Origin of the sequence: Streptomyces sp. NPDC059142, assembly GCF_042755665.1 — a bacterium.
Taxonomy (GTDB): Bacteria; Actinomycetota; Actinomycetes; order Streptomycetales; family Streptomycetaceae; genus Streptomyces.
Genome location: NZ_JBHZDA010000002.1, coordinates 44828 through 59082, shown reverse-complemented (window position 1 = coordinate 59082; position 14255 = coordinate 44828). Strand labels below are relative to the sequence as shown.

Genomic DNA, 14255 nt, shown 5'->3' with positions numbered 1-14255 from the left:
CATGCTCGTTCTCAGGTGCTGTACCACGCCGTACAGCCGTGGATGTGTCAGAGCTGGCCCACGGCCGTGACCCGGACGACCGCGAGCCCCTCCTCGTCGGAGGCGGCGAGGTCGACCTCGGCGGAGATGCCCCAGTCGTGGTCGCCCTTCGGGTCCGCGAAGCTCTGCCGGACCCGCCACAGCCCGTGCTCCGGGTCCTCCTCGATGGCGAGCAGCTTGGGCCCGCGGGCGTCGGGCCCGGTGCCCAGGTCCTCGTACTCGTCCCAGTACCCGTCCATCGCCTCGCCCCAGCGGTCCGCGTCCCAGCCCGAATCGCCGTCCAGCTCGCCCAGGTCGTACACCTTGTCCAGCGCGGCCAGTTCGACCCTGCGGAACATCGCGTTGCGCACGAGGACCCGGAAGGCGCGGGCGTTGGCCGTGACCGGCCTGACCTGGTCGGCCTTCTCCTGCGCCTGCTCGGCCGTCTCCACCTCGGGGTTGGCCAGTTGCTCCCACTCGTCCAGCAGACTGGAGTCGACCTGCCGGACCATCTCGCCGAGCCAGGCGGTGAGATCCTCCAGGTCCTCCGACTTCAGGTCGTCCGGAATGGTGTGTTCCAGCGCCTTGTACGCGCCCGCGAGATAGCGCAGCACGATTCCCTCGGTGCGCGCCAGCTCGTAGTGGGACGTGAACTCCGTGAAGGAGAGCGCCCGTTCGTACATGTCCCGGATCACCGACTTCGGCGAGACCGGATGGTCGCCGACCCACGGATGGCTGGTGCGGTACGTGTTGTACGCGTGGACGAGCAGCTCCTCCAGCGGCTTGGGGTACGTGACCTCCTGGAGCCGCTCCATCCGCTCCTCGTACTCGATCCCGTCCGCCTTCATCGCGCCGATGGCCTCGCCGCGCGCCTTGTTCTGCTGGGCCGCGAGGATCTGCCGCGGATCGTCCAGCGTCGACTCGACCACCGAGACCATGTCCAGCGCGTACGAAGGCGATTCGGGGTCCAGCAGCTCGAAGGAGGCGAGCGCGAACGTCGACAGCGGCTGGTTGAGCGCGAAGTCCTGCTGGAGATCGACGGTCAGCCGGACGATACGGCCCTCCGCGTCCGGGGTCTCCAGCCGCTCCACCACCCCGCCGTCCAGCAGCGAACGGTAGATCGCGATGGCCCGCCGGATGTGCCGGAGCTGCTGCCTGCGCGGCTCGTGGTTGTCCTCCAGCAGCCGGCGCATCGCCTCGAACGCGTTGCCGGGGCGGGCGATGACCGACAGCAGCATGGTGTGTGTGACCCGGAAACGCGAGTTCAGCGGCTCGGGATCGGAGCCGATCAGCTTGTCGAAGGTCGTCTCCGACCAGGCGACGAACCCCTCGGGCGCCTTCTTGCGCACCACCTTGCGGCGCTTCTTGGGGTCGTCGCCCGCCTTGTTCAGCGCCTTCTCGTTCTCCACGACGTGCTCGGGCGCCTGCGCGACGACGAAGCCCGCCGTGTCGAACCCGGCCCGCCCCGCACGCCCCGCGATCTGGTGGAACTCCCGGGCGCGCAGCGTGCGTACCCGCGTCCCGTCGTACTTGGTGAGCGCGGTGAACAGCACCGTACGGATGGGGACGTTGACGCCGACGCCCAGCGTGTCCGTACCGCAGATCACCTTCAGCAGCCCCGCCTGGGCCAGCTTCTCCACCAGACGGCGGTACTTGGGCAGCATCCCCGCGTGGTGCACCCCGATGCCGTGCCGTACGTACCGGGAGAGGTTGCGGCCGAACTTGGTGGTGAAGCGGAAGTTGCCGATCAGCTCGGCGATCTTGTCCTTCTCCTCGCGCGTGCACATGTTGATGCTCATCAGCGACTGCGCCCGCTCGACGGCCGCCGCCTGCGTGAAGTGCACGATGTAGACCGGTGCCTGCCGGGTCTCCAGCAGCTCGGTCAGCGTCTCGGTGATCGGGGTGAGGCGGTACTCGTAACTGAGCGGCACCGGACGGGTCGCGGACCGTACGACGGAGGTCGGCCGGCCGGTGCGGCGCGTCAGGTCCTCCTCGAAGCGCGAGACGTCCCCGAGCGTCGCGGACATCAGGACGAACTGGGCCTGCGGCAGCTCCAGGATCGGGATCTGCCAGGCCCAGCCGCGGTCCGGCTCGGCGTAGAAGTGGAACTCGTCCATCACGACCTGGCCGATGTCCGCGTACTTCCCGTCGCGCAGCGCGATCGACGCCAGCACCTCGGCCGTGCAGCAGATCACCGGCGCGTCGGCGTTGACGGAGGCGTCGCCGGTCAGCATGCCGACGTTCTCCGTGCCGAAGAGCTTGCACAGGTCGAAGAACTTCTCCGAGACCAGCGCCTTGATCGGCGCGGTGTAGAAGGTGACCTTGTCCTGCGCCAGCGCGGTGAAGTGCGCACCCGCCGCGACCAGGCTCTTTCCGGAGCCGGTGGGGGTGGAGAGGATCACGTTGGCGCCGGAGACCACCTCGATCAGCGCCTCCTCCTGAGCCGGATAGAGCGTGATGCCCTGGCCCTCGGCCCAGGAGGAGAAAGCCTCGAAGAGGGCATCGGGGTCGGCATCCGGCGGCAGGCGATCGATAAGGGTCACGTCCCCATCTTGCCCTCCTTCCGGCCGGATGAGGGAACCGGACAGCGGGCAGAAGATCATGAGAGATACGCTGCCGTGTCAACTGGGCATCAGGACAACTGGCTTCAGAGCCCTGAATCCCAGGACACGAGGCTTCACCCCGGACGGCTCAGAGCCTTCACGGGGGCACCGGACGAGCCCCGCACAGGGGCTCGCGACAACTGCAACGGGACGGGACGGATACGACCATGATGGGACCGGCACACTCTCTGTCAGGGGCGGCGGCCTGGCTGGGGGTGGGCGCCGCGGCGACCGCCGCGGGCTACACGATGCCCTGGCCGGTGCTGGTCGTCGGGGCGCTGATCTGCGCGGGAGCCGCGCTCGCCCCGGACCTCGACCACAAGGCCGCGACGATATCGCGGGCGTTCGGCCCGGTGTCGAGAACGCTCTGCGAGGTCGTCGACAAGCTGTCGTACGCGGTCTACAAGTCGACCAGGAAGCCGGGCGACCCCCGCCGGACCGGCGGCCACCGCACGCTCACCCACACCTGGCTCTGGGCCGTCCTGATCGGCGCGGGCGCCTCGGCCGTCGCGTACACGGGAGGCCGGTGGGGGGTCCTCGCGATCCTCTTCGTCCACCTCGTCCTCGCGGTGGAGGGCCTGCTGTGGAAGGCCGCCCGCGTCTCCAGTGACATCCTCGTCTGGCTGCTCGGCGCGACCAGCGCCTGGATGCTGGCGGGGATCCTGGACCAGCCGGGCAACGGCGCGAACTGGCTGTTCACCGAACCGGGCCAGGAGTACCTGTGGCTCGGCCTGCCGATCGTCCTGGGCGCGCTGGTGCACGACATCGGTGACGCGCTGACCGTCTCGGGCTGCCCGATCCTGTGGCCCATACCCCTCGGCCGCAAGCGCTGGTACCCGCTCGGCCCGCCGAAGGCGATGCGCTTCCGCGCCGGAGCCTGGGTGGAGGTGAAGGTGCTGATGCCCGTCTTCATGCTGCTCGGCGGGGTCGGCGCCGTGTTCGCGCTCAATCTGGTCTGAGCGGCCGGGCGGCGGCGCCGGCCCCGCGCGGGCCGCTCAGGCGCGGCGCGCCGCCCACACGGTGCGTTCGGTACGGACCACGAGGTCGTCGCGGCGCAGGATGCTGCGGGGGCCCTCGGTGTCGAGCAGAGCGTCGAGGACGGTCAGGTCCTCGGCGTCGAGGGTGGGGGCTGCGCCGGCGCGCAGCCGCCGCAGGCTGCTGAGCGCGTACGGGCCGACCTTCTCGTTCCGCGAGCCGTCGATGTCCACGGTGATCGTGCGCTCGCCCTCGACGGTGAACCCGGCGGCGGCCAGCTTGGGACCCCAGTCGGCCCCGCGGTGCGGCACGTGCTCGGCGTGGAGGTGCGCGAGGGCGGCATGGCAGCGCTCCTCCAGACCGGGCCGCTCCGCCGGGGCGTCCTCGGGCAGGAAGCGCGGGAAGTCGGCCAGCTCGACGACGGCGAACAGACCACCGGGCGCGAGCAGGCCGTGGACCTCGCGCAGGGCCCGGTCGGGGTCGGCCATGTGGTGCATCGACGCCGACGCCCACACCAGTTCGGGCCGGCCCAGTTCGGGCCAGTCCGCGTCGAGGTCGGCCACCACCGTACGGACGCGGTCGGCCAGCCCGCGGGCCCCGGCCTTCTCCCGCAGACGGCTCAGATGGCCGGCCGACGCGTCGACGGCGGTCACCTCCGCCTCGGGGAAGCGCGCGAGCAGGGCGAAGGTCCCGGTTCCGGTCCCGCATCCGAGGTCGAGGACATGGCGCGGGGCGCGCCCGACGGGCAGCCAGGCGGTGAGGGACGCGATGTGCTCGCCGAGTACGTCGGCGTCCAGGTCCAGGGTCTCCGCCTGGTCGGTGTCGTCCTGAAAGATCCGAGCGCTCTCGGCGGAGGCGCCGTGGGCGTGCGGGGGAGCGGGGTGCGCGTCATCGTGTGCCGCGTGCGACGCGGAGGCGTGAGTCATGACCGTCACGCTAGGAGGATCTTGCCGTCGCGGCACCATCGATCCCCGTATGCGCAAGACGATGGCCCGTGGACCTGCCGAACGCGCAAGCCGCCGCCCCGGGCGCCCGGTCCGGCAGCCGTCTCAGGCGTCGTCCCCGCGCTGGTGGCCGCGGCGGGCGTCGCGGTCGAAGACGCCCAGCACCTCGCAGGGCCCGCCCTCCGCGCCGATGGCGTGCGGCAGCATCGTGGGGAACTCCGCCGCCTGGTTCGCCTCCACCCGGATACGCCGGTTGCCCAGCAGCAGGACCGCGGTGCCGGACAGCACGACGAGCCATTCGCGCCCCGGATGGGCGCGCATGCGCGTCGGGCTGTCGGGCGGCGGGTCGGTCATACGCTGTCGTACGACGCTCATACCGGCGTACCCCTTCATGGGCCAGCGCATCTGCCCACGGGCCGCGTCGATCGTCGGGCTGATGACGACGTCGTCGGTCGCCGTCTCCACGAGCTGGTCCAGCGAGGTGTCCAGGGCGCGGGCGAGCGTGACGAGCTGGTCCAGGGCCAGCCGGCGCCGGCCCGTCTCGATACGGCTGAGCGTGGACTGGCTGAGCCGGGCACGGCCGGCCAGCTCCTCCAGGGACCAGCCCTGCGCCAGGCGCAGCGCCCGGATCCGTTTGCGTACCAGGCTGTCCAGCTCGCCGTCCTCTTGCGTCATGGGCGACATCGTATGCCGCCCCCGCAAGACGTACGCGTACACGCCGAGGGACGGGTGCCGTCACTCACGCCGAGGGACGGGCTGCCGTCACCCCGCCACGACAACCCGTCACGCCCGTCCGCTGTCAGCCGTCCGTTGCCAGCCGTCAGCCGTGCCAGGAGCGCCACAGCGCCGCGTACGCGCCGTCCGCCTCGACCAGTTCGTCGTGGCTGCCCTGTTCGCTGATCCGGCCCTCCTCGACCACCACGATCACATCCGCGTCGTGCGCGGTGTGCAGCCGGTGGGCGATCGCGATGACCGTACGGCCCTCCAGCACCCGGGCCAGCGAACGCTCCAGATGGCGCGCCGCGCGCGGGTCCAGCAGCGAGGTCGCCTCGTCGAGCACCAGCGTGTGCGGGTCCGCCAGCACCAGCCGGGCCAGCGCGATCTGCTGCGCCTGGGCGGGCGTCAGCGGCGCCCCGCCGGAGCCGACCTCGGTGTCCAGCCCCTGGTCCAGCGCCCGCGCCCAGCCGTCCGCGTCGACCGCCGTGAGCGCGGCCCACAGCTCCTCGTCCGCCGCGCCCGTACGGGCCAGCAGCAGGTTGTCGCGCAGCGCCCCCACGAAGACGTGGTGTTCCTGGTTGACCAGGGCCACCTGCTCCCGTACCCGCTCGGCGGGCATCCGGGACAGCTCGGCGCCGCCCAGCGCGATCCTGCCCTGGCGAGGCCCGTAGATACCCGCGAGCAGCCGCCCCAGCGTCGACTTCCCGGCGCCCGAGGGGCCGACCAGCGCCAGCCGGGTGCCGGGGCTGACGTCCAGCGTCACCCGGTGCAGTACGTCGACACCCTCGCGGTAGCCGAAGTGCACCCGGTCGGCGGTGACGTCGCGGCCCTCGGGCACGACCGAGGCGTCACCGGCGGCGGGCTCGATGTCCCGTACGCCGACCAGCCGGGCGATCGACACCTGGGCCACCTGCAACTCGTCGTACCAGCGCAGGATCAGGCCGACGGGGTCCACCAGCATCTGCGCGAAGAGCGCGCCGGTCGTGAGCTGCCCGACGGTGAGCCACCCCTGGAGGACGAAGACGCCGCCCAGCACCAGTGAGGCCAGGAAGATCGTCACATGGGTGAGGTTGATGACCGGGAACAGCACCGACCGCAGGTACAGGGTGTACCTCTCCCACGCCGTCCACTCCCGGATCCGCTGCCCGGAGAGGGCCACGCGGCGCCCGCCGAGGCGGTGCGCCTCCACGGTCCGGCCCGCGTCGACGGTCTCGGCGAGCATCGCCGCGACCGCCGCGTACCCGGCGGCCTCCGAGCGGTACGCCGAGGGCGCCCGGCGGAAGTACCAGCGGCAGCCGACGATCAGCAGCGGCAGCGCCACCAGCACCGCGAGCGCCAGCGGCGGCGCGGTCGCCGTCAGGGCGCCGAGCAGCAGCACCACCCACACGACGCCGATCGCGAGCTGCGGCACGGCCTCGCGCATCGCGTTCGCCAGCCGGTCGATGTCCGTGGTGATCCGGGAGAGCAGATCGCCCGTCCCCGCCCGCTCCAGCACGCCGGGCGGCAGCCCGACGGCCCGCACGAGGAAGTCCTCGCGCAGATCGGCCAGCATCTCCTCACCGAGCATCGCCCCGCGCAGCCGCACCATCCGGACGAACACGGTCTGGACGACCAGCGCGATCACGAAGACCGCGACCACGCGATCCAGGTGCAGCTCGCGCACGCCGCTCGACAGGTCCTCGACGATCGTGCCCAGCAGGTACGGGCCGACCATCGAGGCGATCACCGACACGGCGTTGACCGTGACGAGCACGATGAACGCCGTACGGTGACGCCGCAGCAGCTCGCTCACATAGGTCCGTACGGTCGCCGGTGTCCCGACGGGCAGGGTGGTCGCAGACTCCGGGGCCGCCGGGTCGTACGCCGGGGGCGCCAAGCCGATCACGCTGTTTCCTCCATCTCGCTGGTGGTCCCGGCCAGTCGTGCCGCGACGGGTGCCCTGACCTGCTCTTCCGTTTCTCCCGCTCCCGCACTTTCTTCCGCCGTACGGTCCGTCTCGCGGGTGACGACCGCCCGGTAGCCGGAGTCGCCGCCCAGCAGCTCGCGGTGTGTCCCCACGGCCACGGCCTCGCCCCCGTGGACGAAGACGACCCGGTCCGCGTGGTCCAGCAGCAGCGGTGAGGAGGAGAACACCACCGTCGTACGCCCGGCGCGCAGCTCCTTCACCCCGCGCGCGATCCGCGCCTCCGTGTGCGAGTCGACGGCCGACGTCGGCTCGTCGAGGACCAGCACCTCCGGGTCGGTGACCAGCGAGCGGGCCAGAGCCAGCCGCTGCCGCTGCCCGCCGGAGAGCGAGCGCCCGCGTTCGGTGATCCGGGAGCGCATCGGGTCCCCGCTGCCGTCCACCGACGCCTGGACGAGTGCGTCCAGCACATCCCCGCACTGCGCGGCGGTCAGCGCCTCGGCCGGGGCGACATCGCCGGAGGCCGGGATGTCCAGCAGCTCCGTCAGCGTCCCGGAGAGCAGCACCGGATCCTTGTCCTGTACGAGAACGCTCGCCCGCGCCGAGTCCAGCGGGAGATCGTCCAGCGCCACCCCGCCGAGCAGCACGGAGGGGCTCTTCTCCGCCTCGGCGGCATGGCCGCCCAGCCGCTCGGCCAGCCGTCCCGCCGCGTCCGGGTCCCCGCAGACCACGGCCGTCAGCAGCCCGGACGGGGCGCGCAGACCGGTGGCGGGGTCGTACAGATCGCCGGTCGGCCGGGCGTGGTCGAGCCCGCCGCGTTCGCTCTCGTACGCCGTGCGCTCCAGGGACAGCACCCGCGCCGCGCGTTTCGCGGAGGGCCTGGAGAAGGAGTACGCCATCGCGATCTCCTCGAAGTGCCGCAGAGGGAAGAGCATCAGCGTCACCGCGCTGTAGACGGTCACCAGCCCCCCGACCTCGATCCGTCCGTCCAGGGCGAGCCGGGCCCCGTACCAGACGACCGTGACCAGCAGGACGCCCGGCAGCAGCACCTGGATCGCCGAGATCAGGGCCCACATCCGGGCGCTGCGTACGGCGGCCTCGCGCACCTCCTGCGAGGCGGTGCGGTAGCGGCCGAGGAACAGCTCCTCGCCGCCGATGCCGCGCAGCACCCGCAGCCCGGCGACGGTGTCGGACGCCAGCTCGGTGGCCTTGCCCGCCTTCTCGCGCTGGATGTCGGCGCGCTGGGTGGCCCGGGGGAGCAGCGGCAGGACGGACAGGGCGAGCACCGGCACGCCGACGGCGACGAGCACCCCCAGCTCCGGCAGGTACAGGACCAGGCCCACACAGATCAGGGCGATGGCGATGACGGCGGCCAGGAAGCGCGAGAGCGCCTCCACGAACCAGCCGATCTTCTCGACGTCGCCGGTGGACACCGCCACCACCTCACCGGCGGCGACCCTGCGGGTCAGCGCGGAGCCCAGCTCGGCGGTCTTGCGCGCCAGCAGTTGCTGGAGGCGGGCGGCGGCCGTGATCCAGTTGGTGATGGCGGTGCGGTGGAGCATGGTGTCGCCGACGGTGATGGCGAGGCCGAACAGGGCGATCAGACCGCCGGCCAGCGCGAGCCGGCCCCCGGAGCGGTCGATGACGGCCTGGACGGCGACCCCGGCGCCGACGGGCAGTCCGGCGATGCCCAGTTGGTGGAGCAGGCCCCAGGAGAGCGACTTGAGCTGTCCGCCCAACTGGTTGCGCCCGAGCCAGAACAGGAACCGGGGGCCTGACCGGACATCGGGAATCCCCGGATCGGGATACGGAAGGTCGCGAATCTGCATGATGTCCCATGACTCGTGGGTGGCCCAAACCGTGCAAGGTTCGCGGTTTTCGAAGGCCCGAGGCAATGGGTTTTCCGCGGGGGAGGCCGGTTCCGGCCGCGCGCCCGCGCTCAGCAGGGGCGCTCGGAGCCCCCGTCGACCAGCGTCGAGAGCAGCCCCCCGAGCACCTCGCGCTGCTCGGCGGTCAGCGGCGCCAGGACGTCCTCCGCCGCGGATCTGCGCGCGCCGCGCAGCGTGCGCAGCGTCGCCCGGCCGGTGTCGGTCAGCTCGATACGGATCACCCGGCGGTTGGTCGCGTCGGGGGCGCGGCGCACCCAGCCGCTCGCCTCCAGACTGTCGACCAGGGTGGTCACGGCGCGCGGCACCACTTCGAGCCGGGCGGCCAGATCGGTCATCCGCGGCGGTGTGTCGTAGAGCGTGAGGGCGCGCAGCAGCCGCGCCTGGGCCGGGGTGATGCCGATCGGTTCGAGCTGCTGCTTCTGGATGCGGTGGAGCCGCCGGGTCAGCCGCAGAAGCTGTTCGGCCAGCATGCCGTCGACATCGGGGGTGCTCATGCCCGGAATAATATCAGGACCAAGGTGATTGTGAACATAGGTAACAGTGAGCTAAGATCGGTAAAGTTGACAGGCCCCGCCTCTCCGGAGCCGGACGGCCCGAGGGCGTCGAGCCCTTACGTGTCATGCCGATTGTGCCGAGCCCTCACGCGTCATATCGAAGGAGCCCATGAAACCCGAACCCTCCCCCTGGACACCCCCGTCCCGTCCCGCCTCGGAAACCCCCGGCCGGCCGGACCTGCCGGGGTCGCCGGGCCCGGACCAGAAGCAGGACCAGCAGCAGGACCCAAAGCAGGACAAACGGGGAGACCAGAAGCAGGACCGGAAGCCGGCGCCGGAGCCTGGTGCGCAAGCGGCGCCGGGGGCGGAAGAGGCGCCGGAGCAGCCCGCCCAGCTACGGCGGATCTTCGGTCTGTTCCGCCCCTACCGCGGCCGGCTCGCCCTCGTCGGCCTTCTGGTCGCGGCGTCGTCCCTGGTCACGGTCGCCTCGCCGTTCATGCTGCGCGAAATCCTCGACACGGCGATCCCGCAGGGCCGCACCGGCCTGCTGAGTCTGCTCGCCCTCGGCATGATCCTCACGGCGGTCGTCAACAGCATCTTCGGCGTGCTCCAGACGCTGATCTCGACGACCGTCGGCCAGCGGGTCATGCACGATCTGCGCACCGGCGTCTACAGCCGTCTCCAGAGCATGCCGCTCGCCTTCTTCACCCGGACCAGGACCGGTGAGGTCCAGTCGCGTATCGCCAACGACATCGGCGGCATGCAGGCGACGGTGACCTCCACCGCGACCTCCCTGGTCTCCAACCTCACGGCCGTGATCGCCTCGGTCGTCGCGATGCTCGCCCTGGACTGGCGGCTCACCGCCGTCTCGATGGTGCTGCTCCCCGTCTTCGTCTGGATCAGCCGCAAGGTCGGCCGCGAGCGCAAGAGGATCACCACCGAGCGTCAGCGGCAGATGGCCACCATGGCCGCGACCGTCACCGAATCGCTCTCCGTGAGCGGCATACTCCTCGGCCGCACGATGGGCCGCGCCGACTCGCTCACGCGCTCCTTCTCCGACGAGTCCGAACGCCTGGTCGATCTGGAGGTCCGCTCCAACATGGCGGGCCGCTGGCGGATGTCGACCATCGGCATCGTCATGGCCGCCATGCCCGCCGTCATCTACTGGGCCGCGGGCATCGCGCTCGGCGCGGGCGGCGCCCCCGTCTCCATCGGGACGCTCGTCGCCTTCGTCTCCCTCCAGCAGGGGCTGTTCCGGCCCGCCGTGAGCCTGCTCTCCACCGGCGTGGACATGCAGACCTCCCTCGCGCTCTTCCAGCGCATCTTCGAGTACCTGGACCTCCCCGTCGACATCACCGAGCCCGAGCGGCCGGTGCGGCTGAAGCGGATCCGGGGCGAAGTCCGCTTCGACGCAGTCGACTTCAGCTACGACGACAAGGACCGCCGGACCCTCAGCGGGATCGATCTGACGGTGCCGTCCGGCGGCAGCCTCGCCGTCGTCGGCCCCACGGGCTCCGGCAAGTCGACCCTCAGCTATCTCGTCCCCCGCCTGTACGATGTGACGGGCGGCCGGGTCCTCCTCGACGGCGTCGACGTCCGCGATCTGGACTTCGACACCCTCGCCCGTGCCGTCGGCGTCGTCTCGCAGGAGACCTATCTCTTCCACGCCTCGGTCGCCGACAACCTGCGCTTCGCCAAACCGGACGCCACCGACGAGGAGATGCGGACGGCCGCCCGCGCCGCCCAGATCCACGACCACATCGCCTCGCTGCCCGACGGCTACGACACCCTGGTCGGAGAGCGCGGATACCGCTTCTCCGGCGGCGAGAAACAGCGCCTCGCGATCGCCCGTACCATCCTGCGCGACCCGCCCGTCCTCATCCTGGACGAGGCGACCAGCGCGCTGGACACCCGTACGGAACACGCGGTGCAGCAGGCGATCGACGCGCTCTCCGAAGGCCGTACGACCATCACCATCGCGCACCGGCTCTCCACGGTCAGGGACGCGGACCAGATCGTCGTCCTCCACGCGGGCGCCGTCGCCGAACGGGGTACGCACGAGGAACTGCTCCGGCGGGACGGCCGCTACGCCGCCCTCGTCCGCAGGGACGAGCGCCCCGCCCACACGGACGAGCCCGACACCGGCGCTCCCGCACCGGAGCCGGAGCCGGTGGCGCTGGACGTCCGGTGAACACGGCAGTGCCGCCGCTCCCTGGGACGGGAAGCGACGGCACCGCGTTCGGTGAAGGTGTGTCAGACGAGCCAACCCACGAAGTGGACGATGCCGGCGAGCAGGTTGGTGATGACGTTCATCGAGGTGGTTCTCCTTGTACGTGCTTGACGTGCTGGCGCGCCACTTGTGGAGGGTGACGCGACCACGGGACAGCGCGCTTCACGGTCTGCAGCCCGGTGAGCGCGCTCCGTAAGCATCACCTGTCACACCGGCACCCGTACGGAAAACCAATGCGATCACACGTTCTGACGAACATCCGATCCCACGTTCGTGCGTTCCCCGGGCGGTGTCCGCTGGCCCGGCATCCGGCCGAACGCGTGCCATCCGTGTCGCCTTGCCCGAGATGTCGGAATCGGTGATCACTCCGGGTTAGCGTGCCCATATGAAGAACGAGCCTCCGATGGCACGCCCCGGGCGCGGCACCCGCCTGACCCGCCGCGGCCGGCTGGTGCTGATCGTCGGCGCCGCCCTGGTGGCCACGGCCGCGGTAGTGGTGACGACGGCCCTGCTGAGCGGCGGGGACGAGGACGCCGGGCGCGCGACCTCCCTGGTCGTGCCCGAAGGACGGCGCGCCACCCAGATCTACGCGTCCGTCGACCGCGCGCTCGACGTGCCCGAGGGCACCACCGGCAAGGCGGCGGCCGGTGCCCGGCTCGAACTGCCCGAGGCGGCCCGCTCCAACCCGGAGGGGTACCTCTTCCCGGCGACGTACCCGATCGCCCCCTCGACCACTCCGGCCGGACTCCTCGACTACATGGTCAGGACCGCGAACCAGCGGTTCGGCGGCGACCGGATCACCGCGGGCGCCCGGTCCCACGGCGTGTCGGCGTACCAGACGGTCACCATCGCCAGCATCGTCCAGGCGGAGGCGGCCACGACGGCGGACATGGTCCGGGTCGCCCGGGTGGTGCACAACCGGCTCGCCCTCGGCATGCCGCTCCAGATGGACTCGACGCTCAACTACGCGCTGAACCGCTCCACTCTGGACACCACCCACGCGGACACCAGGACGAAGAGCCCGTACAACACCTACGCGCACAAGGGACTGCCGCCCACACCGATCGGGAACCCGGGGGAGGAGGCGATGCGCGCCGCGGTCAGCCCCGCGCCGGGGGACTGGCTGTACTTCGTCACGGTGAAGCCCGGCGACACCCGCTTCACGAACCGGTACGCCGAACACCGCGAGAACGTCGAGGAGTTCAACAAGCACCGCGCCGGCGCCTCGTAGTTCCCAGCTCGCAGTTCGCAGTTCCCAGCTCGCGGCTCGCGGCTCGTTGTTCGTGTGTGAGGAGCGTTCCCCCTCCTCACACACGTACCGCCGCCGCCTCCTCCTCGTCCCCGGCCGCCGTCCCGCCCGCCGGCTCCGTGCCGGGCGTACGCGCCAGCAGCCGCCCGATCTCCCGTACGGCGGCGCGTCCCGCGCGGTTGGCGCCGATCGTGGAGGCGGAGGGTCCGTACCCGACCAGATGGACCCGTTCGTCCCGGACGGCGCGTGTCCCCTCGATCCGGACGCCGCCGCCCCGCTCCCGCAGCCCCAGAGGCGCGAGGTGGTCGATCGCCGGTCGGAACCCGGTCGCCCAGAGGATCACATCGGCATCCACCGTCCGGCCGTCGTCCCAGGTCACGCCGGTCGGGGTGATCCGGTCGAACATCGGCAGCCGGTCCAGCACCCCCGTCGCGCGCGCCCGCGCCACGGCCTCGGTCACCGCCAGTCCGGTGACCGAGACCACGCTCCGCGGCGGCAGCCCCTGGCGCACCCGCTCCTCGACCATCGCCACGGCCTCCCGCCCCCACTCCTCGGTGAACGGGCCCTCGCGGAAGACCGGCGGGCGGCGTGTCACCCAGGTCGTGGCCGCTGCCACCGGCGCGATCTCCATCAGATGCTGGGTGCCGGAGGCCCCGCCACCGACCACGACCACCCGCAGCCCCGCGAACTCCTCGGGCCCCGGATAGTTCGCCGTGTGCAACTGGCGCCCCCGGAAGCTCTCCTGGCCCCGGTAGCGCGGCCAGAACGGACGGTCCCAGGTGCCGGTGGCGTTGATCAGCGCCCGGGCCGACCAGGTCGCCTCCGAGGTCTCCACCCGCAGCCGCCCGCCGGCGCCCTCCCGTACCGCGTGGACCTCGACCGGCCGGTGGACCCGCAGGCCGAAGCGGCGCTCGTACGCCGTGAAGTACGCGCCGATCACCTCGGACGACGGCCGGCCGGCGTCGTCAGGGCCGGCGACCAGCTCCATGCCGGGCAGCGCGTGCATCCCGTGGACCTTGCCGTACGTCAGCGACGGCCAGCGGAACTGCCAGGCGCCGCCGGGGCGCGGCGCATGGTCCAGGACGACGAACCCGCGGTCCGGCTCCAGCCCCGAGCGCCGCAGATGGTAGGCGCCGGACAGGCCCGCCTGTCCCGCGCCCACCACCACCACGTCGATGTCGCGTACCCCGAAGTAGTTCACGGTTCTACCAACAGTCGGGGTGGCGGCAATCT

Annotated in this window: 10 protein-coding genes; 3 read left to right on the top strand and 7 right to left on the bottom strand. The window is 71.7% G+C overall.

From position 1 onward, the window contains the following. Window positions 1-47 precede the first annotated feature (47 nt). On the bottom strand, window positions 48-2621 hold the full coding sequence (locus ACFXPK_RS01435) for a DEAD/DEAH box helicase (RefSeq protein ID WP_384995485.1): 2574 nt from the start codon (window positions 2619-2621) through the stop codon (window positions 48-50). A gap of 167 nt (window positions 2622-2788) precedes the next feature. On the opposite strand from ACFXPK_RS01435, the gene ACFXPK_RS01430 reads away from it, so the two are divergent. After that, on the top strand, window positions 2789-3580 hold the full coding sequence (locus ACFXPK_RS01430; protein WP_384995483.1) for a metal-dependent hydrolase: 792 nt from the start codon (window positions 2789-2791) through the stop codon (window positions 3578-3580). Between the two features lie 36 nt (window positions 3581-3616). On the opposite strand, the gene ACFXPK_RS01425 is transcribed toward ACFXPK_RS01430, so the two are convergent. The 5 genes from ACFXPK_RS01425 to ACFXPK_RS01405 form a co-directional block, all read right to left on the bottom strand. Continuing rightward, the gene (locus ACFXPK_RS01425; RefSeq protein ID WP_385070355.1) at window positions 3617-4522 is read right to left on the bottom strand and encodes a class I SAM-dependent methyltransferase; all 906 of its coding nucleotides are present in this window, start codon (window positions 4520-4522) and stop codon (window positions 3617-3619) included. 123 nt (window positions 4523-4645) lie between these two features. Then, window positions 4646-5215 carry a helix-turn-helix domain-containing protein gene (locus ACFXPK_RS01420; protein WP_384995478.1) on the bottom strand — a complete coding sequence of 190 codons (570 nt, stop codon included), beginning with the start codon at window positions 5213-5215 and terminating at the stop codon, window positions 4646-4648. 145 nt (window positions 5216-5360) lie between these two features. After that, window positions 5361-7142, bottom strand: coding sequence for an ABC transporter ATP-binding protein (locus ACFXPK_RS01415; RefSeq protein ID WP_385070352.1), 1782 nt, complete (start codon window positions 7140-7142; stop codon window positions 5361-5363). Further along, complete coding sequence (locus ACFXPK_RS01410; protein WP_384995473.1) at window positions 7139-8989, bottom strand: ABC transporter transmembrane domain-containing protein; 1851 nt, start codon at window positions 8987-8989, stop codon at window positions 7139-7141. The genes ACFXPK_RS01415 and ACFXPK_RS01410 overlap by 4 nt, the downstream gene beginning before the upstream one ends. Before the next feature lie 110 nt (window positions 8990-9099). Beyond that, window positions 9100-9543 (bottom strand): MarR family winged helix-turn-helix transcriptional regulator, encoded by a 444-nt coding sequence (locus ACFXPK_RS01405; protein WP_384995470.1) that lies wholly within the window; start codon window positions 9541-9543, stop codon window positions 9100-9102. A 169-nt stretch (window positions 9544-9712) separates the two neighbouring features. Between ACFXPK_RS01405 and ACFXPK_RS01400 the strand changes: the two genes are divergently transcribed. Beyond that, window positions 9713-11734, top strand: coding sequence for an ABC transporter ATP-binding protein (locus tag ACFXPK_RS01400; protein ID WP_385070348.1), 2022 nt, complete (start codon window positions 9713-9715; stop codon window positions 11732-11734). Between the two features lie 424 nt (window positions 11735-12158). Further along, window positions 12159-13004 carry an endolytic transglycosylase MltG gene (gene mltG / locus ACFXPK_RS01395; protein ID WP_385070345.1) on the top strand — a complete coding sequence of 282 codons (846 nt, stop codon included), beginning with the start codon at window positions 12159-12161 and terminating at the stop codon, window positions 13002-13004. A gap of 76 nt (window positions 13005-13080) precedes the next feature. Here mltG and ACFXPK_RS01390 read toward each other — a convergent pair whose 3' ends face one another. Next, a complete protein-coding gene (locus ACFXPK_RS01390) occupies window positions 13081-14223 on the bottom strand; it encodes an NAD(P)-binding domain-containing protein (protein ID WP_385070343.1) in 1143 nt (380 codons plus the stop codon). Window positions 14224-14255: the final 32 nt, after the last annotated feature.